This window comes from Bradyrhizobium sp. (genome assembly GCF_017881085.1).
Classification (GTDB): Bacteria; Pseudomonadota; Alphaproteobacteria; order Rhizobiales; family Xanthobacteraceae; genus Bradyrhizobium.
In genome coordinates this window covers 15,238-36,276 of the sequence record NZ_JADGRI010000009.1, presented here as the reverse complement: position 1 = coordinate 36,276, position 21,039 = coordinate 15,238, and the positions used below count along the sequence as shown (strand labels likewise).

General features: G+C 61.9%; 19 protein-coding genes. 12 read left to right on the top strand and 7 right to left on the bottom strand.

Going from position 1 to position 21,039, the window contains the following annotated elements; all coding sequences use genetic code 11:
* Positions 1 to 122 precede the first annotated feature (122 nt).
* The gene (locus QZ213_RS02060; RefSeq protein WP_291684380.1) at positions 123 to 1,709 is read left to right on the top strand and encodes a choline dehydrogenase; all 1,587 of its coding nucleotides are present in this window, start codon (positions 123 to 125) and stop codon (positions 1,707 to 1,709) included.
* 82 nt (positions 1,710 to 1,791) lie between these two features.
* On the opposite strand, the gene QZ213_RS02055 is transcribed toward QZ213_RS02060, so the two are convergent.
* A complete protein-coding gene (locus tag QZ213_RS02055) occupies positions 1,792 to 2,424 on the bottom strand; it encodes an HAD-IA family hydrolase (RefSeq protein ID WP_291684379.1) in 633 nt (210 codons plus the stop codon).
* 150 nt (positions 2,425 to 2,574) lie between these two features.
* Here QZ213_RS02055 and QZ213_RS02050 point away from each other — a divergent pair, with 150 nt between their 5' ends.
* The 3 genes from QZ213_RS02050 (at position 2,575) to QZ213_RS02040 (ending at position 5,916) form a co-directional block, all read left to right on the top strand.
* A complete protein-coding gene (locus QZ213_RS02050) occupies positions 2,575 to 3,516 on the top strand; it encodes a hypothetical protein (RefSeq protein WP_291684378.1) in 942 nt (313 codons plus the stop codon).
* Positions 3,517 to 3,544: 28 nt separating this feature from the next.
* Positions 3,545 to 4,303, top strand: coding sequence for a trypsin-like serine protease (locus QZ213_RS02045; RefSeq protein ID WP_291684377.1), 759 nt, complete (start codon positions 3,545 to 3,547; stop codon positions 4,301 to 4,303).
* A 104-nt stretch (positions 4,304 to 4,407) separates the two neighbouring features.
* Positions 4,408 to 5,916: an NAD(P)/FAD-dependent oxidoreductase gene (locus tag QZ213_RS02040; protein WP_291684376.1), complete on the top strand. Its 1,509-nt coding sequence runs from the start codon at positions 4,408 to 4,410 to the stop codon at positions 5,914 to 5,916.
* 18 nt (positions 5,917 to 5,934) lie between these two features.
* Here QZ213_RS02040 and QZ213_RS02035 read toward each other — a convergent pair whose 3' ends face one another.
* The 3 genes from QZ213_RS02035 to QZ213_RS02025 all read right to left on the bottom strand — a co-directional run bounded on the left by QZ213_RS02035 (position 5,935) and on the right by QZ213_RS02025 (position 7,547).
* A complete protein-coding gene (locus QZ213_RS02035; protein ID WP_291684375.1) occupies positions 5,935 to 6,984 on the bottom strand; it encodes an HD domain-containing phosphohydrolase in 1,050 nt (349 codons plus the stop codon).
* A gap of 73 nt (positions 6,985 to 7,057) precedes the next feature.
* Positions 7,058 to 7,225 (bottom strand): hypothetical protein, encoded by a 168-nt coding sequence (locus QZ213_RS02030; protein WP_291684374.1) that lies wholly within the window; start codon positions 7,223 to 7,225, stop codon positions 7,058 to 7,060.
* Position 7,226: 1 nt separating this feature from the next.
* A complete protein-coding gene (locus QZ213_RS02025) occupies positions 7,227 to 7,547 on the bottom strand; it encodes a PilZ domain-containing protein (protein WP_291684373.1) in 321 nt (106 codons plus the stop codon).
* 568 nt (positions 7,548 to 8,115) lie between these two features.
* On the opposite strand from QZ213_RS02025, the gene QZ213_RS02020 reads away from it, so the two are divergent.
* On the top strand, positions 8,116 to 8,361 hold the full coding sequence (locus QZ213_RS02020) for a PilZ domain-containing protein (RefSeq protein ID WP_291684372.1): 246 nt from the start codon (positions 8,116 to 8,118) through the stop codon (positions 8,359 to 8,361).
* A gap of 13 nt (positions 8,362 to 8,374) precedes the next feature.
* On the opposite strand, the gene QZ213_RS02015 is transcribed toward QZ213_RS02020, so the two are convergent.
* On the bottom strand, positions 8,375 to 9,304 hold the full coding sequence (locus QZ213_RS02015) for a response regulator (RefSeq protein ID WP_291684371.1): 930 nt from the start codon (positions 9,302 to 9,304) through the stop codon (positions 8,375 to 8,377).
* Positions 9,294 to 12,665, bottom strand: a complete 3,372-nt coding sequence (locus QZ213_RS02010) for an ATP-binding protein (protein WP_291684370.1) — start codon at positions 12,663 to 12,665, stop codon at positions 9,294 to 9,296. The genes QZ213_RS02015 and QZ213_RS02010 overlap by 11 nt, the downstream gene beginning before the upstream one ends.
* A 164-nt stretch (positions 12,666 to 12,829) precedes the next feature.
* On the opposite strand from QZ213_RS02010, the gene urtA reads away from it, so the two are divergent.
* The 7 genes from urtA (at position 12,830) to QZ213_RS01975 (ending at position 19,526) form a co-directional block, all read left to right on the top strand.
* Complete coding sequence (urtA, locus tag QZ213_RS02005) at positions 12,830 to 14,089, top strand: urea ABC transporter substrate-binding protein (protein ID WP_291684369.1); 1,260 nt, start codon at positions 12,830 to 12,832, stop codon at positions 14,087 to 14,089.
* A gap of 123 nt (positions 14,090 to 14,212) precedes the next feature.
* Positions 14,213 to 15,139 carry an urea ABC transporter permease subunit UrtB gene (gene urtB / locus QZ213_RS02000; RefSeq protein WP_291684368.1) on the top strand — a complete coding sequence of 309 codons (927 nt, stop codon included), beginning with the start codon at positions 14,213 to 14,215 and terminating at the stop codon, positions 15,137 to 15,139.
* Between the two features lie 16 nt (positions 15,140 to 15,155).
* Positions 15,156 to 16,301, top strand: a complete 1,146-nt coding sequence (gene urtC, locus QZ213_RS01995) for an urea ABC transporter permease subunit UrtC (protein ID WP_291684367.1) — start codon at positions 15,156 to 15,158, stop codon at positions 16,299 to 16,301.
* An 11-nt stretch (positions 16,302 to 16,312) separates the two neighbouring features.
* Entirely contained in the window at positions 16,313 to 17,068 is a 756-nt protein-coding gene (urtD, locus tag QZ213_RS01990) for an urea ABC transporter ATP-binding protein UrtD (protein WP_291684366.1), read from the top strand.
* Between the two features lie 76 nt (positions 17,069 to 17,144).
* A complete protein-coding gene (urtE, locus tag QZ213_RS01985) occupies positions 17,145 to 17,834 on the top strand; it encodes an urea ABC transporter ATP-binding subunit UrtE (protein WP_291684365.1) in 690 nt (229 codons plus the stop codon).
* 34 nt (positions 17,835 to 17,868) lie between these two features.
* Positions 17,869 to 19,098: a formamidase gene (fmdA, locus tag QZ213_RS01980; protein WP_291684364.1), complete on the top strand. Its 1,230-nt coding sequence runs from the start codon at positions 17,869 to 17,871 to the stop codon at positions 19,096 to 19,098.
* A gap of 89 nt (positions 19,099 to 19,187) precedes the next feature.
* Positions 19,188 to 19,526 (top strand): zinc ribbon domain-containing protein, encoded by a 339-nt coding sequence (locus QZ213_RS01975; RefSeq protein ID WP_291684363.1) that lies wholly within the window; start codon positions 19,188 to 19,190, stop codon positions 19,524 to 19,526.
* Positions 19,527 to 19,550: 24 nt separating this feature from the next.
* On the opposite strand, the gene QZ213_RS01970 is transcribed toward QZ213_RS01975, so the two are convergent.
* Positions 19,551 to 21,032, bottom strand: a complete 1,482-nt coding sequence (locus QZ213_RS01970) for an HWE histidine kinase domain-containing protein (RefSeq protein ID WP_291684362.1) — start codon at positions 21,030 to 21,032, stop codon at positions 19,551 to 19,553.
* Positions 21,033 to 21,039 lie beyond the last annotated feature (7 nt).

The following is a 21,039-nucleotide window of genomic DNA, read 5'->3' as shown; positions in this document are numbered from 1 at the left end:
GCGCGCAAATTCCGATTTATTTGCGCCGTCGAGCGTCCAAGGTTGTTGACGAACCTCTCCGCTTGGGGTGGAACTCACAATAAGGCCGAAGGCCAAGCGTGCAACACGGGGGGAGTCCTGCGGTGGAAGAGTTCGACTATGTCGTCGTCGGCGGTGGATCCGCCGGCTGTGTGGTGGCCAGCCGTCTCAGCGAAAAACCTGACGTGACGGTTTGCCTGCTGGAAGCGGGCGGCGCGGGCAATAATTGGGTGGTCAAGGCCCCCATGGGCATCGCCATCATGGTGCCCTCCAAGACCAACAACTGGGCGTTCGAAACCGTGCCGCAGCCGGGCCTGAACGGCCGCAAGGGCTATCAGCCGCGCGGCAAGGCGCTGGGCGGATCGAGCGCGATCAACGCCATGGTCTATATCCGCGGGCATCGCGCCGACTATGACGGCTGGGCGGCCTTGGGCAATACCGGCTGGTCCTATCAAGACGTGCTGCCCTATTTCAAGAAGGCCGAGAATAACGAGGTCGTGCATGACGACTTCCACGGCACCGGCGGCCCGCTGAACGTCGCCAACAGCAGGACATCCAATCCATTCCAGGACCATTTTTTGGACGCCGGCCGCCAGTTGCAGCTTCCGATGAACGCCGACTTCAACGGCGCCAACCAGCTGGGGCTTGGCGTCTATCAGGTCACCCAGAAGAACGGCGAACGCTGGAGCGCGGCGCGGGCCTATATCGAGCCGAACATGTCGCGGCCAAATCTCAAGGTCATTACCGGGGCGCCGGCACGGAAAATCCTGTTCGACGGCAAGCGCGCGATTGGCGTCGAATACAGCCGCGACGGCAAGCCTGAATCCGTGCGGGCGAAGGCAGAGGTGATCATCTCCTCCGGCGCGTTCCAGTCGCCGCATTTGTTGATGTTGTCGGGCATTGGCAACGCGGCGGAGCTGAAAGGCTTTGGCATCAACGTCATGCATCATTCGCCGGGCGTCGGCCAAAACCTGCAGGACCATATCGACTATGCCTTCAGCTACCGCTCGAAGAGCCTGGACAATTTCGGCCTGACGTTTGCCGGCCTGCGCCACCTCTGGAAGGAAATCGGGCGCTACAAACGTGACGGCGTCGGCATGGTCACCTCGAACGTCGCGGAATGCGGCGGCTTTCTCAAGACCGATCCGAACCTGGAGGTGCCCGACATCCAGCTGCATTTTTCGATGGCGATGGCCGACAATCACGGCCGCAACCGGCATCTCGGCCATGGCTTCGGCTGTCACGTCTGCCTGCTGCGGCCCAAGAGCCGCGGCAGCGTGACGCTTAATAGCGCCGATCCGGCCGATGCGCCGCGGATCGATCCGAGGTTCTACGATTCGGCTGACGATCTCGATGTCATGGTCAAGGCGTTCAAGATCACCAAGCGCATCATGGATGCGGAGCCGCTGGCGAAATGGCGGACGGTGGATATGTTCACCGCTGACGTCCGTACCGACGACGACATTCGCGCGGCGCTGCGCAATCGCTCGGACACCGTGTATCATCCGGTCGGCACCGCCCGCATGGGCACCGACGAGGCGGCCGTCGTCGATCCGCAACTGCGGGTGGCCGGAGTACAGGGCTTGCGGGTGGTCGACGCTTCCATCATGCCGACCCTGATCGGCGGCAATACCAACGCGCCGTCGATCATGATCGGCGAGAAGGCGGCCGACATGATCAAGGCGGCGTGAGCTTCCAGCAAAATTCGTCATGCCCGCAAGCCCGGCCATGCCGAAGACGCGAATCCTCATGAGGATGAGGTTCGAAGCCGCGTTAGCGCAGCGCCAGTCCCGTCGCCGTTTCGAGTTCGGCGATGGCCTGCGGCGCGTTGACGACCTTGATGGTGGTCATGCCCATCTCGCGCGCCGGCTTGAGGTTGACGCCGAGGTCGTCGAGATAGACGCAATTTTCGGGATCGACGCCGAGCGCCTCGACCATCATCCGGTAGATGCGCGGATCGGGTTTTCGCAGGCCGATCTTGGCGGACTCGATGATGTGATCGAACAGCGCCATCACCTCCGCGACGTAGAGCGAGCGGCCGGAGTGGCTGCCGATCGCATTGGCGGGGAGATTATTGGTGATGCAGCCGGTCTTGAATTTTTCCTTCACGCGGCGGAGCGCTTCGACCATCTCCGGGCGCAGGTCGCCAGACAATAGCGGCAACACGTCCCTGCCGCGCACCTCGGCGCCAAGCGCCAGCGATTCCGCGGCGAACAGCTGGTCGAAGGCCTCGATATCCAGCTCGGCGCGTTCGAATTGCGCCCAGGCATTTTCGTGATGATTGACGGCGTTGGTGCGCCGGATGATATCGGCGGGCAGCCCGCGCTCGCCCTCGAACCGCGCAAAGGCCTCGAACGGCGACGTGGTGAGCACCCCGCCAAAATCCCAGATCACTGCCTCGATCATTATCTTTCCACGCCTCGCCAACGCCATGTTTGCAGAAACGGCTAACACGGCTTCCCTGCGAGGACCAGCCCGCCGCGGCGACTTGGCCGCCACGGAATTTGGCGCAAACGAAGCCTTCATGTAGGTTGCCGCGGCATGCGAGGAAGCCCCATGAAAGCCTTCGAGACTCCCATCACGGAAACCGCGGATTCCCTGACCGGGCCATGGCGCCGCCCGCACCAGATGCTCCATGCCCAAACTTACGATTCTCACGCCTCGATCCATGACGATGCGACGGCGCAGAAACTGGGCTTTCAGGGCGGCACCATCGAGGGGCCGACGCATTTCAGCCAGTTCGCGCCGCTGTGCGAGCGGCTGTGGGGAAAGGCGTGGTTCGAGACCGGATGCATCTCCGCGCATTACCGCAATCCCTCTTTCGAGGGCGAAGAGGTGCAGGCGATTTTGGCGAAGCCCGAGCCGGGGCAGAAGCAAAGCGCGATCCAGACGGTGAAGCGCGACGGCACCGAGGTGCTGCGCGGTACGGCGTCGGTGGGTGGCGGAGGGCTGGTAACCGCGCTGGACCAGCGGCTGACCGAGCTGAAACCGCTGGCCGATCCCGTCATCCTGCGCGACGTGAAGGTCGGGATGAAGACCGCACGCCAGACCGTGCGGATGGATTTCGATCGGAACATGGGCGACCTATACCCGTTCTCGCTCGCCGACAAACTCAAGGTCATCACCGAGCCGAGCCCTTGGTATCGAAATGGCCCAGATAGTCCCTGGGGACGCCCGATCATCCCGATGGAGATGCTCAGCGTGCTGTTTCAATACCGGTCGCGGGAGGATCGCCTGCCGATGCGGGGGCCGGCGGTCGGCCTGTTTGCCGATCAGGAAATCCGGCTCTCGCGCGGACCGCTGTTCGTCGGCGAGGATTATCAGACCGAGCGCGAAGTGGTCGCGCTGAGCGGCAGCCGCCGAACCGAAAGCCTGTGGATGCGCACCACGGTGTTCGCGTCCGGCGATATGCCCGTCGCATCCATGCTGCTGAACCTCGCCAGCATCAAGGATTCCTATGCATCCTATGCCCAGGAATATGCCGCGCTCTATGCATGACCGGATCGCCGCGGACTGTTTCCGTCAGATGAAATTGCTGGCCGCCATCGTGGCAGGCGCGATGCTGCTCGTTTGGCCCGCGCGCGCGATCGTCGGCGGCGGGGCGCCGTCCGCCGAGGGCGTCGGCCGCGCCATCGTCACCATCGTCGGTTCGCGCGGCAATTTCTGCACTGGCACCTTGATCGCGCCGAAGCTGGTGCTGACGGTGGCGCATTGCGTGCAACCCGGCGCAGTCTACAAGATCGTGGAATATGGCGCGGACCAGAAGCCGCAGCTGCGCGACGTCAGAACCGTGGCCATCCACCCCGGGTTCAATCTGCAGGCGATGCTGGCCCATCGCGCCACCGCCGACGTCGCGCTGTTGCAGCTCGAAGCGACCCCTGCGGGCAAGACTCCGGCCGTGCTCGGCACGCCGGAGATACCGATTGTCGCCGGCAGCCGCTTCACCATCGCGGGCGTCGGTGTCGCCATCCGCGGCGAGGGCAGTAGCGGCGGCATTGTTCGCGCCGCCGGCCTGGTCGCGACCGGACGGCCCGGCACCCTGCAAATCCGCCTGGTCGATCCGCTCACGCAAGGCGCCCGCGACGGGCTCGGCGCCTGCACCGGGGATTCCGGCGGTCCGGTGTTCGAGGACCGGCAGGGCGGCCCCTTCCTGGTCGGCGTCATCAGCTGGTCGACGGGCGCCAACGGAGCCGCGGGCTGCGGCGGTTTGACCGGCGTCACGCCCCTCACGCTCTACCGCGATTGGATATTGCAGACCGCGCGGCAATGGGGCGCAGGACTGTAAAATTCGGCCAATTGATCTGGCGCATTGTACCGGCCACAATTGGCCTTTACGGTATTGCCCGAAAACGCTTTCGCCGCGCGGCCAATCAAAAAAGAACAGGGATCATGAACGTCCTAGCAACACCCCATTCCGCTTCCGCCTTGCCCAAACCGGCCGAACATTTCGATGTCCTGATCGTCGGCGCCGGCATTTCCGGCATCGGCAGCGCCTATCAGCTGACCAAGCAGCTGCCGGACAAGAGCTTTGTCATTCTGGAGAGCCAGGAGAGTTTTGGCGGCACCTGGCTGACCCACAAATATCCCGGTATCCGGTCCGACAGCGATCTTCACACTTTCGGTTACAGCTTCAAGCCATGGGTCGGGCCGCCGATCGCGACGTCGGAGGAAATCAAGGCCTACATGGGTGAGGTCATCGCCGAGAACGATCTCGCGAAACACATTCGCTACAGGCACAGGATCGAGCGGGCGAGCTGGTCGAGCGCGACCAATTTGTGGACCGTCGAAGCGGTCAGGACCGACAGCGGCGAGCCCATGACCTTCACCGCGAATTTCCTGTGGATGTGCCAGGGCTATTATCGCCATTCCCAGGGCTACACGCCGGAATGGACCGACATGGACAAGTTCAAGGGCCGCATTGTCCATCCGCAACGCTGGCCGGAGGATATCGAGCTTGGGGACAAGAAGGTGGTGGTGATCGGCTCGGGCGCGACGGCCGCGACCCTGATCCCCGCGATCGCCGACAAATGCGCCCATGTCACCATGCTGCAGCGCTCGCCGACCTATTTCAGGGTCGGCCGCAATGCCATCGAACTCGCCGAGACGCTGCGGCAGCTCCAGGTCAAGGAGGAATGGATTCACGAGATCGTGCGCCGCAAGATCCTGTTCGATCAGGATGCATTCACGCGCCGCTGCCTTGCCGAGCCGGAACAGGTCAAGAAGGAGTTGATCAGCCAGATCACCGCCGTGCTCGGTCCCGACTATGATGTAGAAAAGCATTTCACGCCGAAATACCGGCCGTGGCGGCAGCGCATCGCCTTCGTTCCCGACGCCGATCTGTTCCTGGGCATCAAGGGCGGCAAGGCGAGTGTCGTCACCGACGAGATCGACCGCTTTACGGAGAAGGGCATTCGCCTGAAATCCGGTAACGAGCTCGAGGCCGATATCATCGTCACCGCGACCGGGTTCGACCTTTGCGTGCTCGGCGATATTGCCTTCACGATTGACGGCAAGCCGCTCAATTTCGGCGATACTGTCACCTATCGCGGCATGATGTTCACCGGCGTGCCGAACATGGTCTGGGTGTTCGGCTACTTTCGCGCCAGCTGGACGCTGCGCACCGATCTGGTGGCGGATTTCGTCTGCCGCCTGCTCACGCATATGAAGGAGAAGGGTGCGAAGAAGGTGGTACCGGTGCTGCGTCCGGAAGACCACAACATGCCGCTGATGTCCTGGATCGATCCGGAGAATTTCAATCCCGGCTATATGATGCGCAACATGCACCTGTTGCCGAAGCGCGGCGACAAGCCGGAATGGCAGCACAGCCAGGATTACTGGGCCGAGAAGGACGAAATTCCGGCAATCGATCTCGACGACGCCGCGTTCGCCTATGGTTGAGGGTCGCGGACGTGGCGTTCAACGATTCAACGCCACGTCCCTGAAAGCGACCACGAGCGGCCTCTCGAGCTTTCCTTGCATGCCTTGAATGATTTCATAGGCCTGTTCCCGAGGCATGGGCGGTTTGTAGTACCGATCCTCGATCAGCGCGGAAAAAATGTCGGAAATGGTCAGTATCCGGACGATGTCGGTTATGCTCGGGGCACACAGCGCATCCGGATATCCGCTGCCATCGAGATATTCGTGATGATGGCGGACTGCATCGAGAATCTCCGGGGAGATGCCGGGATTCCCCTTCAGCACTGCCCACCCTGCCGCGGGATGGGTTTCGATCATTGCACGCTCGCCGGCATCCAGCCGCCCGGGCTTGTCAAGGATCGCGAGCGGGATTCTCGCCTTGCCGATGTCGTGAAATATCGCCGCCGCATACAATCGCTCCATGTCCCGTCTCGCCAGACCGAGACTCAATCCAAAATCGGTCGCTACGCCCGTAACAAGGAGGCAATGCTGATAGGTTCCCTCGTGATGCCGGCGAACCGTCTCGAGCCAGTTCGACAGTCCGCCTTCAGCGATGGTGTCGGCAATCCCGCTGGCTGCATCCTTTGCACCCCTGACGTCGACGGGTTTGCCGCTCACAACGGCGGAGAACATCGATCCGATGGCAATCGCTGCGGCGTTCGCGGCCTCACGGGCGCCATCCACAACGCCGCTAGAGTTGATCTCGCAAGGGCGGCTATCGGCAAGTTGCGCCAATAATTTTGCGGGATGAACCGGAATACCAAGTACCCTGGTCGCGCCCAGCGCATAGGCCTGGATGACGCACAAGCGCGCCTTGTGATCGACCAGGAAGATTCGCTTGCGGATGTGAGCCAGCTTTCCGGACGATTCCTTCAGAGTCGCGATATTCTCGACGGAGCGCAAATCTGCCGCGATGACGACAGCGTCCACCTCACTGCAACGACCGCTCATGTCACCAAGCAATTCCGATGTTACGGCGTGCCGCTCCTGCAGCATGGCGTGCAGGGCCGAGCGTTTATCGGCAGTATCGGCGATAACATGAACGGACATCAACAGCTGACCTCATCCATCGGCCGTTTTCAAAAAGCAAAGTGCTCTGCCGGCAATCTCTTAGCCATAAGCATCATCGAGGGAGAAAGCGTTCGAGGTCAGTGCAGATCTTGTGCGCCAGTTCTTCCGTGATCTCGAACCTGATTTCCGCGTCGCCGGTGCTCATCCGAACAATGCCGGTCAGCGGCTCCGTCGATTTGGCTGAGACGGTGATCTCGGTTACGCGTTGTAAATCTGTCATCTCAGACGGCCTCTTTGGTTGACGGTCGTTTCAGGGACTTCCTTTCGGCTTTGTCCCGAGCCAGAAACTTGACCCCGATCTGGTCGCTGGCCACGCGCACCATTTGACAGCGGCGAAATGCAACCCCCGTCGACGATAACAGCAAGAAGAACTCCTTGAGGTCCAGTCCCTCCAGGGATCCCTCAACGCACAAGCGCGCGCCGGTCTGCGAAACGTCGATCATCATGCAGTCCCGGCGCCAGGTCCCGTCAATTCCCATGATGTAAACGGGGATGCCCCGCTCGAAATCGACCCGTTCGCTCTTTCTGTCGCCATAGGCCATGATGCAATCCGCGGTTGGTGGAATCGAAAGGGGTACCAGGCGCTCCTCGCATGGCGACGCACTTTGCCCGTGGACCGCTTTGCAGTGCGGTATCGTGATCATCGACCAGGGACAAGCTATCGGCGTGCTGCACGATCGCGATCCATCAATTGGGGAGAGCGCCACTGCGCTTTCTTACGACTTCGGCTGATATTCGTAGTCACTCGACAATTCGCGTAGAATGCTCTCTAAATTACAATGTTCGGTAAATGGCTTAGCCGGCCAAGACCGCAAAAATTTTCATCACCTGATTTGAGATTGTGAATTCGGTTTGCTGCGGGGAAGTCCAACCCTCAAGCTGGTGATCCTCAAGCCCTGCAATTAGCCGCGACCATGCTCGCCACCCAATCAACCGATCCAGGGATGGTTGGGACGGACGCGTCTTTTGCGCTGCAGCATAATGAATGGATTCCCACGCGGGGTAGCCGGGAAGCCCTGTCCATTTTCAGTAACTATAAAGGTCAACGAAACCTTCAAGCTATCCTGCGAAATTCTCACGGGTTACTACGGGGTTCCTGGAGAGGCTGTGATGTATCCGCGGCGGTTCGCACGTGTCCGGCCTACGGGCAGGGTTTCTGACAAGGCCAAATTGATCGTTAATCCCAAGGCGCCGGTCATCGATTGCCGGATCGTCGATTATTCCCCTGGCGGTGCGTGCCTCGAGCTACAGGGGCAAACCAAGGTGCCGACGCGGTTCGAGTTGTTGTTCGGCACCACCCGGAAGCGTTGCCGCGTGGTCTGGACCGCGGGGCGACGTATCGGAGTCGCTTTTTGACAACCGCCCGCGTTCAGTTATTCCGCCGGTTCGCGCTGGTCGCAATGGCCGCGGCTGCGGTACGGTTCTCGACGCCGAGCTTGGCGTAGATCTGCTCGAGATGCTTGTCCACGGTCCTCGGGCTCAAGCCCAGGATCTGCGCGATGTCGCGATTGGTCTTTCCTTTCGAGAGCCACGCCAGCACTTCTCCCTCCCGCGTCGTCAAGCCGAGCTCGCTGGAGAATTCCGCGGGCAGATTGGCGCTGGACTCCTTGGCGAGCCGCAACAGGAATTCGTTCGGGCCGAGCTTGCCCATATATTGCAGCCGCAGCTGTTCATTTTCGGGGAATGACGCCATCGCCGGCGTCTTCGATCCGCTCTTTCCCTTCTGCGCCTGTTCAAGCCATTGCAGCATGGGGTCGGGCAGCACCAGCTCATCGTTGGCGCTGGCCGCGAGATTGGCCGACAGCAGCTTTTGCGCCTGCGGGGTAGCCCACATGATCGTCCCCTGCCGGTTGACGGCGAGCAGAAATCGCCCGGACACATCGAGCGCGGCGCGCGCGCTTTGCGTCAGCCTGGCGTTGGCGAGATGAACCCTGATCCGCGCCAGCATCTCCTCGATCACGATCGGCTTTGTCACGTAATCGACGCCGCCGGCCTCCAGCCCGCGCACGATATGTTCGGTCTCCGCGAGCCCGGTCATGAAGATGACCGGCACGTTGCTCAAACCGGCATCGCGCTTGAGGCGGCGACAAGTTTCAAAACCGTCCATGCCCGGCATCACGGCGTCGAGCAGAATGATGTCGGGCGTGATCTGGTCGACGATCCGCATCGCCGCCGCGCCGTCCATCGCGACCATGACCGTCATGTCCGCGCCGTCGAGCGCGTCGGTCAGCAGCCGCAGTGTTTCCGGGGAATCATCGACGACGAGCGCGATGTCGCGTTTTTTTGACTCAGTGATCATAAGAATGCAGGGTTTTCAGGGTTGCCATATACTGATCGAGATCGAAGCGATCGACCAGCGAGCGCATTTGCGAAACGAAGTCGGCATGTTCGGGGTAATCGTTTCCGATTTCGTCCAGCTTGACCTGGATCGCCCTGATATAGCCCAATTGCCCAAGACCGATCAGTTCCTCGACATGCTTTACCGGCGGCCGCGAGCCGCTGTCCGGTCGCCACTGCGGAATCACGACCTGATCGGTTTGATACTGCCATTCGATCTTGAGCAACTGACGGATCAACTCCAGCAGCCTCGGAATATCGATCGGCTTCATCAGATAGCCGTCGTGAAACGGCTGCGCCAGCGGCGTGCCGTGCGCTTCCAGCGCGCTCGCCGAAACCATCAGGATGCGGGCCTGATGGTGGCCGGTCGCACGCAGCGTCTCCGCCACGGTCCATCCATCCATGCCCGACATCGAGATATCCAGCAGGAACAAATCGGGCCGGCAATGCTGGGCGAGCGCGAGGCAGCCGGGTCCGTCCGGCGCGCTCAGTAGAATGAAGCCGAGCGGCGTCAGAACTTCGCGCAACAAGTCGCGCTGCACCGGATCGTCGTCGGTGATCAGGATGGTCTTGCGCGGACCGTGGTAGCCGAACACCGGGGCATCGACCGGCGCGATCCGAGTCGGATTGGTTACCTCCGATAGCAGCATCTTCACGCGAAAGGTGCTGCCGGTGCCGACGGTGCTGGTGACCCGGATGTCGCCGCCCATCACGCCCGCGAGCAGGCGGCTGATGGTCAGCCCCAGACCCGTGCCGGTCTGCGGCTGCGAGACGCCGAGCGCGCCGCGCTCGAACGGCGCAAAGATGCGTTCGAGATCGGATGCCTGAATGCCGGGGCCGGTGTCGACTACCTCGAACTCGGCGACCGGGCTGCGATAATGCACCACGAATTGCACGCTGCCGGTGTGCGTGAACTTGATGGCGTTCGACAACAGGTTGATCAGGATCTGGCGCAGCCGCTTTTCGTCGGCATAGACCACGACCGGCAGCACCGCCGGACGCTTGAAGACAAAATCGATGCCCTTGGCGGCGGCCTGCAGGCGGAACATGCCGACAAGCTGATCGAGGAACTCGCTGAGGCGAACCTCGTCGCGCGACAGATACAGCCGGCCGGCCTCGATCTTCGAGATATCAAGAATGCCGTCGATCAGCCCCGACAGATGGTCGGCGCTGCGGCGGACCACGCGGACCTGATCCCGCGGCTTTGGCGGCAAGCTCATGTCCTGCTCCAGCAATTGCGCGTAGCCGGAGATCGCATTCAGCGGCGAGCGCAGCTCGTGGCTCAAGCCCACCACATAGCGGCTCTTCGCCAGGTTGGCTGACTCGGCGACCTCCTTGGCGCGCTGCAATTCGGCATCGGTGCGCCTGTGCGCGTCGATTTCCTGAATCAGAAGCGCGGTCTGCCGCTTCGTTTCCTCTTCCGCCGCGCGGCGGCTTTGCTGTGCCAGCACGAACAGCCAGGCGACCACGCCGATGATGATGGTCAGCGCGAAGAATACTTTCCACAGCACATCGGAGAGCTGCAGGTTGTCGGCGTGAACCGTTGCCGAGGTCTGCAGGTAGATCATGCCGAGTGTCAGTCCGACCAGGCCGGCGGAAACCGCGAATACGCTGAGATAATGCCCAAGTTGCGAATTGATCCGGGCGTAGATCGGCTGCGGCAGCAGCTTGCCGAGGGTTTCGGAGACCTGTGCCTGGATCCGCGCATGCGGCTTGCAGAGATCGTGGCAGCGGGCGTCGAGCGAACAGCACAGCGAGCAGATCGGGCCGGCATAGGCCGGACACGACGCCATGTCTTCGGGCTCGAACGAATGCTCGCAAATGCAGCACTGGATCGCTTCGATATTCTGCCAGCTGCGCTTCGGCTTGCGGGCGATGTAGTATTTGCCGTCGGTTGCCCAGGCGATCAGCGGCGCGGTAACGAAGGCCACCACCAGCGCGACGAACGGCGCCAGCGCCTTCGCCGTCGGGCCGAACAGGCCATAGAACGCCGCAATCGAGACCACGGTTGCGGTCGTCATGGCGCCGACGCCGACCGGATTGATGTCGTAGAGATGCGCGCGCTTGAATTCCATATGCTGCGGACGCAGGCCGAGCGGCTTGTTGATCACGAGGTCGGCGACCAGCGCGCCGACCCAGGCGATGGCGACGTTGGAGTAGAGCGCGAGCGTCTGTTCGAGCGCCTTGTAGACGCCGATCTCCATCAACAGCAGCGCCACCACCACGTTGAAGACCAGCCAGACGACGCGACCGGGATGGCTGTGGGTGAGGCGGGAAAAGAAGTTCGACCATGCGATCGAACCGGCATAGGCATTGGTGACGTTGATCTTCAGCTGCGACAGGACGACGAAGGTGCCGGTCAGCGCCAGCGCGAGATCTGGCTCCGACAGCACGTAGCGGAAGGCTTCAAGATACATGTGCGCGGGTTCGGCCGCATGCTCGTAGCTGACGCCATGGCTGAGGGCAAAATAGGCCAGGAAAGATCCGGCCAGCAGTTTGAGCGAACCGAGAATGATCCAGCCCGGCCCGGCGCTCAACAGCGCGATCCACCACGAGGTCTTCGAGGTTCGCCGGTCGCGCGGCAGAAAGCGCAGGAAGTCGACCTGCTCGCCGATCTGCGCCACCAGCGAGAACACCACCGAAGCGGCGGTGCCGAACAGCAAGAGATCGAGATGGCCCGCGAGGTTGCCGTGCTCGCCGGGGAAATTTCTCCACTCGACAAAGGAGTGGGGATTGGCCCAGGCGATCGCCGCAAAGGGCAGGATGTGAAGAATGATCCACACCGGCTGCGTCCACAGCTGGAAGCGGCTGATCAGCGTGATGCCGTGGGTGACCAGCGGAATGATGACGACGGCGCTGATGAGATAGCCGATTGGGCGCGGGATGCCGAAGCACAGCTCAAGCGCGGTCGCGAGAATGACCGCCTCGATCGCGAAGAAGATGAAGGTGAACGACGCGTAGATCAGCGAGGTGATGGTCGAGCCGATGTAACCGAAGCCGGCGCCGCGCGTTAAGAGATCGATGTCGATGCCGCATTTGGCGGCGTGATAGGCGATCGGCAGGCCGCAGCAGAAGATAATGACGCTGACCACCAGGATGGCCGCGGTGGCGTTGGTGACGCCATAGTTAAGGGTGATAGTGCCGCCGATCGCCTCCAGCGCCAGGAACGAAATCGCGCCCAGCGCGGTGTTGGCGACGCGAGCGGCGGACCAGCGCCGCGCGCTCTTGGCTGTAAAGCGCAGCGCGTAATCTTCCAGCGTCTGGTTGGCAACCCATTGATTATATTGGCGCCTGACGCGGTCTATCCGCTGCCGCCCTGCCACTTCGGTACTCCTGACTCCCAAATTCCTGCGCCTGCCATGCGGTCAAAAATCTACGTCGCTATTTTGCGGTGCAATATACGCGATCTTGCGTATCTGTGCACTGCACAATTTCAGCAATCCTCGGCCCCGGCAATAACGCGTACTCGAACACGAATGGGGTGAACATGTCAGACGACAAGAAACAGGGGCTGCAGTCGGCGTTCCGCCGCAAGCTGCTGATGGGAATGGCGGCGATTCCCGCCTTAACCATGCTTCCCCGCCCGTCCTTTGCGGAGGCGCCGGCAACTTCCGCGATCAATACGACCGGTCTCGCGGTTACCGACACTGAAGTGACCGTCGGCATCCTGCATTCGGCCACCGGCACCATGGCGATTTCAGAAACCGGCTCGATCGAGTCCGAAAAGCTCGCCATCGCGCAGATCAACGAAGCCGGCGGCGTGCTCGGCCGCAAGATCAAGATCATCCAGGAAGACGGCGCCAGCGATTGGCCGACCTTCGCCGAGAAAGCCAAGAAGCTTCTCGTCAATGACAAGGTCGCGGCGATCATGGGCTGCTGGACCTCGGCCTCCCGCAAGGCGGTGCTGCCGGTTGTCGAGCAGTACAACGGCATGCTCTATTATCCGACCTTCTACGAAGGCCTCGAGCAGTCCAAGAACGTTATCTACACCGGTCAGGAAGCCACCCAGCAGATCCTCGCCGGCCTCAACTGGGTCGCCAAGGAAAAAGGCGCGAAATCGTTCTTCTTCGTCGGCTCGGATTACATCTGGCCGCGCACGTCGAACAAGATCGCGCGCAAGCATGTCGAGAACGTGCTCAAGGGCAAGGTGGTCGGCGAGGAATATTACCCGCTCGGCAACACCCAGTTCAACTCGGTCATCAACAAGATCAAGCTGACCAAGCCGGACGTGATCTTCACCGACGTCGTCGGCGGATCGAACGTCGCGTTCTACAAGCAGCTCAAGGCGGCCGGTATCGACCTGTCGAAGCAGACGCTGCTCACGATTTCGGTGACCGAAGACGAGATCGACGGCATCGGCGGCGAGAACATCGCGGGCGCCTATGCCTGCATGAAGTACTTCCAGTCGCTCGACAATCCGAACAACAAGCTGTTCGTCCCGGCCTTCAAGAAAATGTGGGGCGAGAAGACGGTGATCGGCGACGTGACGCAGGCCGCCTATCTCGGCCCGTGGCTGTGGAAGTTAACGGCTGAGAAGGCCGGCAGCTTCGACGTCGACAAGATCGCGGCGGCATCGCCGGGAATCGAATTCAAGGGTGCGCCGGAAGGTTACGTGCGGATCCACGAAAACCACCATCTGTGGTCGAAGACTCGGGTCGGTCGCGCCAAGCTCGACGGCCAGTTCGAACTGGTTTTCGAAACCGCCGATCTGGTCGAGCCGGATCCGTTCCCCAAGGGATACCAGTAAGCGCTCGGCCTTCAATCGCGCTTTTCCCAACCTGCTCCCTGGCGTGGATCGTCAATCCGCGCCTGAGACCCCCGCGTCGCGAACCGCTTGCGACGCGGGGCCTTTCCCCGACGGAGGACATCGATGTTCGGCGACTATTCGATTGGTGATCTCGGCTCCATCTTCGTCATGCAGGGCTTTGCCGGGCTGATCCTGTTTTCCGTCTACGTGCTGATGGCGCTGGGTCTCGCCATCATCTTCGGCCAGATGGGCGTCATCAACATGGCGCATGGCGAGTTCATGATCCTCGGCGCCTACGTCACCTGGATGACGTCGAATTTCTTCCAGGCCTACCTTCCAGGCCTGTTCGCCGGCTATTTCTTCCTGGCGATGATATTGGCCTTCATAGCGTCCGGCGCGCTCGGAATGCTGGTGGAATGGGCGCTGATCCGGCACCTCTACAAGCGCCCGCTCGATACGCTGCTCGCCACCTGGGGCCTGAGCCTAATTCTCCAGCAGGCCTATCGCTCGATTTTCGGGGCGCGCGAGGTCGGCGTCGAACTGCCGCAGTGGATGCTCGGCTCGCTGCATGTTTCCGACAGCATCGAAGTGCCGATCAACGGCATCTTCGTGATGGCGCTGACGGTGCTGATCACCATCGCGGTCGCCTACGTCATGTACTTGTCGCGCTGGGGCCGCCAGGTCCGCGCCGTGGTGCAGAACCGCATCATGGCCGGCGCGGTCGGCATCAATACCGAGAAGGTCGATCGCTACACCTTCGCGCTCGGCTGCGGCATCGCCGGCGTCGCCGGAAGTGCCTTCACCATGATCGGCTCGACCGGCCCAACCTCGGGCCAGCTCTACATCGTCGATACGTTCCTGGTGGTGGTGTTTGGCGGCGCGGCGAGCCTGCTCGGCACCATCGCGTCAGCATTCAGCATCTCGCAGACGCAGTCGACGCTGGAATTCTTTCTGTCGGGGTCGATGGCAAAGGTCCTCACGCTGCTTGCCGTCGTCGGAATTCTGATGCTGCGACCGCAGGGTCTGTTCGCCCTCAAGGTCCGCAAATAACAAAAGGGCTGAAGCCATGACCGAGAACCGCTTTGTCAACCGATCGGAGCTTATCGGAATTCTCCTGCTCGCCGCCTTCCTGGTGGTGATCCTGCCGCTCTGCCTCGACGTCTTCCGGCTGAATCTGGTCGCGAAATACCTCACCTATGCCTTCGTGGCGCTGGGTCTGGTGGTCTGCTGGGGGTATTGCGGAATTCTCAGCCTCGGGCAGGGCGTGTTCTTCGGTCTCGGCGGCTACTGCATGGCGATGTTTCTGAAGCTAGAGGCGTCGAGCGTCGAGAACACCAAAATCCAGTCGACCCCCGGCATTCCCGATTTCATGGACTGGAACCAGATTACCGCGCTGCCGGCATTCTGGCAGCCGTTTCACAGCCTCACCTTCACCGTCTTCGCCATCATCCTGGTGCCTGGCCTGTTTGCCTTCATCATCGGTGCCGCGATGTTCAAACGCCGCGTCGGTGGCACCTATTTCGCCATCATCACCCAGGCGGTCGCGGCCATCCTGACCATCCTGATCGTGGGCCAGCAGGGCTACACCGGCGGCATCAACGGCATGACCGATCTGCGCACCCTGAAGGGATGGGACATCCGGCCGGACCATGCCAAGATCGTGCTCTACTTCTTCGAGGTTGGTCTGCTATTCGTCTGCATCTTCATCGCCCAGTTCATCCGGCACTCGAAACTCGGCCGTATCCTGGTCGCGATGCGCGAAAAGGAAGACCGGGTTCGCTTCTCCGGCTATAGCGTCGCGAATTTCAAGATCTTCGCCTTCTGCGTCGCCGCCATGTTCGCCGCGGTCGGCGGCGCCATGTTCGCGCTCAATGTCGGTTTCATGTCGCCGTCCTTTGTCGGCATCGTGCCGTCGATCGAAATGGTGATCTACACCGCCGTGGGCGGCCGGCTCTCGATCCTGGGTGCGATATGCGGCACGCTTCTGGTCAACTTCGCCAAGACCAGCCTGTCGGAATCCTTTCCGGAATTGTGGCTGTTCGGGCTCGGCGGATTGTTCATCACGGTCGTTCTCGCCTTCCCGAACGGTCTCGCCGGGATCTGGACCGACTATGTGGCGCCGCGGATCGCCGGGCTGTTCACCTCGCGCAAATCGAAATCCGGCGACGGCTGGGCTGAGAAGCCGGTTGCCGACGGCGCACCGGCGGAATGAGGAGATAGACCATGCTCATAGGCCACCAGCCCAAGGAGTTCCTGCTCTCCGTCGAGGCGCTCACGGTTTCCTTCGACGGCTTCAAAGCGGTCAATGATCTTTCCTTCTATGTCGAGGAGAACGAAATCCGCGTCATCATCGGCCCCAACGGCGCCGGCAAGACCACGGTGCTCGACCTGATCTGCGGAAAAACCAAGGCGACTTCCGGCTCGATCCAGTTCCGCGGGCAGGAGCTCACCAGGTTGAAGGAGAACCAGATCGTGCAGGCCGGGGTGGGACGAAAATTCCAGACTCCCTCGATCTACGACGACCTGACGGTCTTCGAGAATCTCGAGATCTCGTTTCCGCGCGGCCGTACCGTTTTCGGCGCGCTGACCTTCACGCGCGACGCCGTGGTGCGCGACCGCGTTCACGAGGTCGCCGAAATGATCTTCCTGAAGGACCGGCTGAACGTGAACGCGGAATTGCTCAGCCACGGCCAGAAGCAGTGGCTCGAGATCGGCATGCTGCTGATTCAGGACCCCGAGTTGCTGATGCTGGACGAGCCGGTCGCCGGCATGAGCGTCAGCGAGCGCGCCAAGACCGCCGAGCTGCTCAACCGCATCATCAAGGACCGTTCCGTGCTGGTGATCGAGCACGACATGAAATTCGTCGAGGACATCGCGCACAAGGTCACGGTGCTGCATCAGGGCCAGATTCTGTCCGAAGGCACGATGGAGCACGTTCAGAAAGATCCCAAGGTCATCGAAGTCTATCTCGGACACTAAAACACGATCCCGAAAAGTAAGGTCCGGTTCTCGGACCAGACCAGACCAGGCTCGGCGAAGGATAAGGAACGCTTCCATGCTGGCAATCTCCGATCTGCATGTTGCCTACGGCCAGAGCGAAGTACTGCACGGCCTCAACGTCTCGGTCGCGCAAAACGAGATCGTGGCGATCATGGGCCGCAACGGCATGGGCAAGACCACGCTGATGAAGTCATTGATGGGGATCGTTCCGACCAAAAGCGGGTCGGTGTCGATGGACGGCACCGAGCTCTCCAACATGAAGAGTTACGAACGCGTGGCCAAGGGCATCGCTTACGTGCCGCAGGGCCGGATGATCTTTTCCACCATGACGGTGAAGGAGAACATCGAGACCGGTCTGGTGGTGTCGGGCGAGACCGAGGTGCCCGGCAGCATTTACGAGCTGTTTCCGGTGCTGCTGGAAATGAAAAATCGTCGCGGCGGCAACCTGTCCGGCGGCCAGCAGCAGCAGCTGGCGATCGCGCGCGCGCTGGCCACCAAGCCCAAGGTGCTGCTGCTTGACGAGCCGACCGAGGGCATCCAGCCCTCGATCATCAAGGAAATGGCGCGCACGCTGAAACGGATCCGCGACGAGCGCGGCCTGTCGATCGTGGTCTCCGAGCAGGTCCTGAGCTTCGCCCTCGATATCGCCGACCGCGTGCTGGTGCTTGAGAACGGCGAGATCGTGCGCGACGACAAGCGCGACGCCGTCGATGCCGCGCAAATCTCGAAATTCTTGTCCGTCTGAACCGTAACTTGGCTTGTAAACAGGGGAGCTTTTGATGCCAGAGACACTGATCAAGGTCGATCTAACGCAGTCGGCCTACGAGAACGACATGATCCACAATCGCTGGCATCCAGACGTACCGATGGTGGCGTGGGTCGGTCCCGGCGACGATTTCATCGTCGAGACCTACGACTGGACCGGCGGCTTCATCAAGAACAACGATTCGGCCGACGACGTCCGCGACATCGACCTCTCGATCGTGCATTTCCTGTCCGGCCCGATCGGCGTCAAGGGCGCCGAGCCCGGCGACCTCCTGGTGGTCGACCTGCTCGACGTCGGCCCGGTGAAGGAAAGCCTGTGGGGCTTCAACGGCTTCTTCTCCAAGAAGAACGGCGGCGGATTCCTGACCGACCATTTCCCGCTGGCGCAGAAGTCGATCTGGGACTTCAAGGGCATGTACACCTCGTCGCGGCACGTTCCCGGCGTTAACTTTGCCGGCCTGATCCATCCGGGCCTGATCGGCTGCCTGCCCGATCCGAAACTGCTGGCGACCTGGAACGAGCGGGAAACCGCGCTGATCGCCACCAATCCGACCCGGGTACCCGGGCTCGCCAATCCGCCGTTCGGTCCGACCGCCCATATGGGCCGGCTGAAGGGCGACGCCAAGGCGAAGGCCGCGGCGGAAGGCGCGCGCACGGTGCCGCCGCGCGAACATGGCGGCAATTGCGACATCAAGGACCTGTCGCGCGGTTCGAAGATCTACTTCCCGGTCTACGTGCCTGGCGGCGGCCTCTCGATGGGCGACCTGCATTTCAGCCAGGGCGACGGCGAGATCACCTTCTGCGGCGCGATCGAGATGGCCGGCTGGCTGCATCTCAAGGTCGACATCATCAAGGACGGCGTATCGAAATACGGCATCAAGAACCCCGTGTTCAAGCCGTCGCCGGTCACGCCGAACTACAAGGACTATCTGATCTTCGAGGGCATCTCGGTCGACGAGGCGGGCAAGCAGCATTACCTCGACGTGCATATCGCCTATCGGCAGGCCTGCCTGAACGCGATCGAATATCTGAAGAAGTTCGGCTATTCCGGCGCGCAGGCCTACTCGATCCTGGGGACGGCGCCGTGCCAGGGCCATATCTCCGGCGTGGTCGACGTGCCCAACGCCTGCGCGACGTTGTGGCTGCCGACCGAGATCTTCGACTTCGACATCATGCCATCGTCGGCCGGCCCGATCAAACACATCAAGGGCGACATCCAGATGCCGCTGTCACAGGACAAGTGATTCCCGCGCGACGGGGTGCGGGACGGTGCGTAATTGCCGCCCCGCATCCGCCGTCGCGGGCCTGAAAAAATTATCGCGCGAGGAACAAGATGCCGGTCTACGAATATCTCTGCAACGATTGCGGCCCGTTTACCGACATGCGGCCAATGTCGGAATGCGACGAGCCGCAGGACTGTCCGCAATGCGCGGGTGAAGCGCCGCGCGTCATTCTGACCGCGCCGAACTTCTTCTGCATGCCCGCGGACAAGCGCAAGGCCCATGCCACCAACGAGCGCTCGGCCAACGCGCCCAAGACCGTCGGCGAATACAAGGCGTCGCACGGGCCGGGCTGCGGCTGCTGTTCGACCAAGCCGTCACGGCTCGTCAAGAAGACCACGAGCGGCGCCAAGAGCTTTCCGACCGCGCGGCCGTGGATGATCAGCCACTGATCCCGGTGCTCTGGATCCCCGGAGCTAGCTCAGCCGGTTGCCGGCGACGGCGAGACTCGGGCGGCTGCCGGGCTGTCGCGCGTCGATATTCGCCGTCAGCGGTACCGACAGCCGGCAGACCAGGCCCTCGGAGCGCCAGTCGAACTCGGCCTGTCCGCCAAGCTGCGACTCGATGGAAGCGATCACGCTTCTTGTTCCGAAGCCGCGCGAGGCCGGCTTTTCGACCAGCGGGCCGTCTTTCTCTTCCCACACCAGTTCGAGAGCCTCGCCCTGGATGGCCCATTGCAGGGAAAGCCGGCCGGACAGCGTGGACAGCGCGCCATACTTCGCCGAATTGGTGACCAACTCGTGCAAGGCGAGCGCCAGCGTTTGCGCGGTGGCGGGCTGCAGCTGGATGTCGGTGCCGCGGAACGTGATCTGATCGCCCGTTGCATAGGGCGCCAGCTCCTCGTCGACCAGTTTCCCGATTTCCGCGCCCTGCCAGCTCGACAGTGAGAGGATGGTGTGCACCCGCGCCAACGCGCTGATCCGCCCCTCCACGGCCTGGATATAGGCCTTGACGGTTTCGCCCCGCGTCAGGCGGACAATCGATTGCGCCAGCGCCAACGCATTCTTGGCGCGGTGATCGACTTCCCGGGCCAGCAGGTTCTGGCGTTCCTCGGCCCGCTTCCGTTCGGTGATATCGACGGTGACGCCGCTGAGGCGCACCACGATGCCGGCCTTGTCGACGGTCGCGACCGCCGTGCCGACGCACCAGCGAACTTCGCCGTCCGGCCGGTTGACCCGGAATTCCGCTTCATAGGATCGTTCGCCCCTGTCGAACAGGGCGGTGGCCTTGCGGAGCTTGGCGGCATCATCCGGATGCAGCAAGGCCTCGACGTTGGCCGTCGTCACTACGAACGTCTCCGGATCGACCCCGAAGATATGGAATTGGCCTTCGTCCCACATCCAGTCGCCGTTGACCCAGTCCCAATCCCAGGAACCCATGCTGCCGGCGGCGAGCGCCAGGCTGCGGCGCTGTTCGCTTTCGAGCAGTCTCGCGTTGGATTCTTCCAGTTCCGCGGTGCGCGCGCGAACGCGATCTTCGAGCTCGGCGTTGAACCGCTCGAGTTGCCGGGTCTTGCGATAGAGTTCGGCGAACACCCTGATCTTGGCGCGCAGCACCTCCGGAATCACCGGCACCGGAACGTAATCGACCGCGCCCATCTCGTAGCCGCGGAGCCGGTCGATGTCGCTGACCTGAATCGCCGATATGAAGATCATCGCGGTCTTCTGGAACCGGGGATGCTCGCGGATCATGGCGGCGAGTTCGAAGCCGTCGAGCTCCGGCATGCAGACGTCGACGAGAATGACCGCGACCTCGTTCTTGAGCAGGAATTCGAGCGCCTCGCGCCCCGAGGTCGCGACGACGAGATTTTCGCCAAGTTCCTTCAGAATGACTTCATAGGCGAGCAGCTTTGCCGGCTGGTCGTCCACCAGGAGAATGTTCACCTTTTCATGGCTCATCATCGAA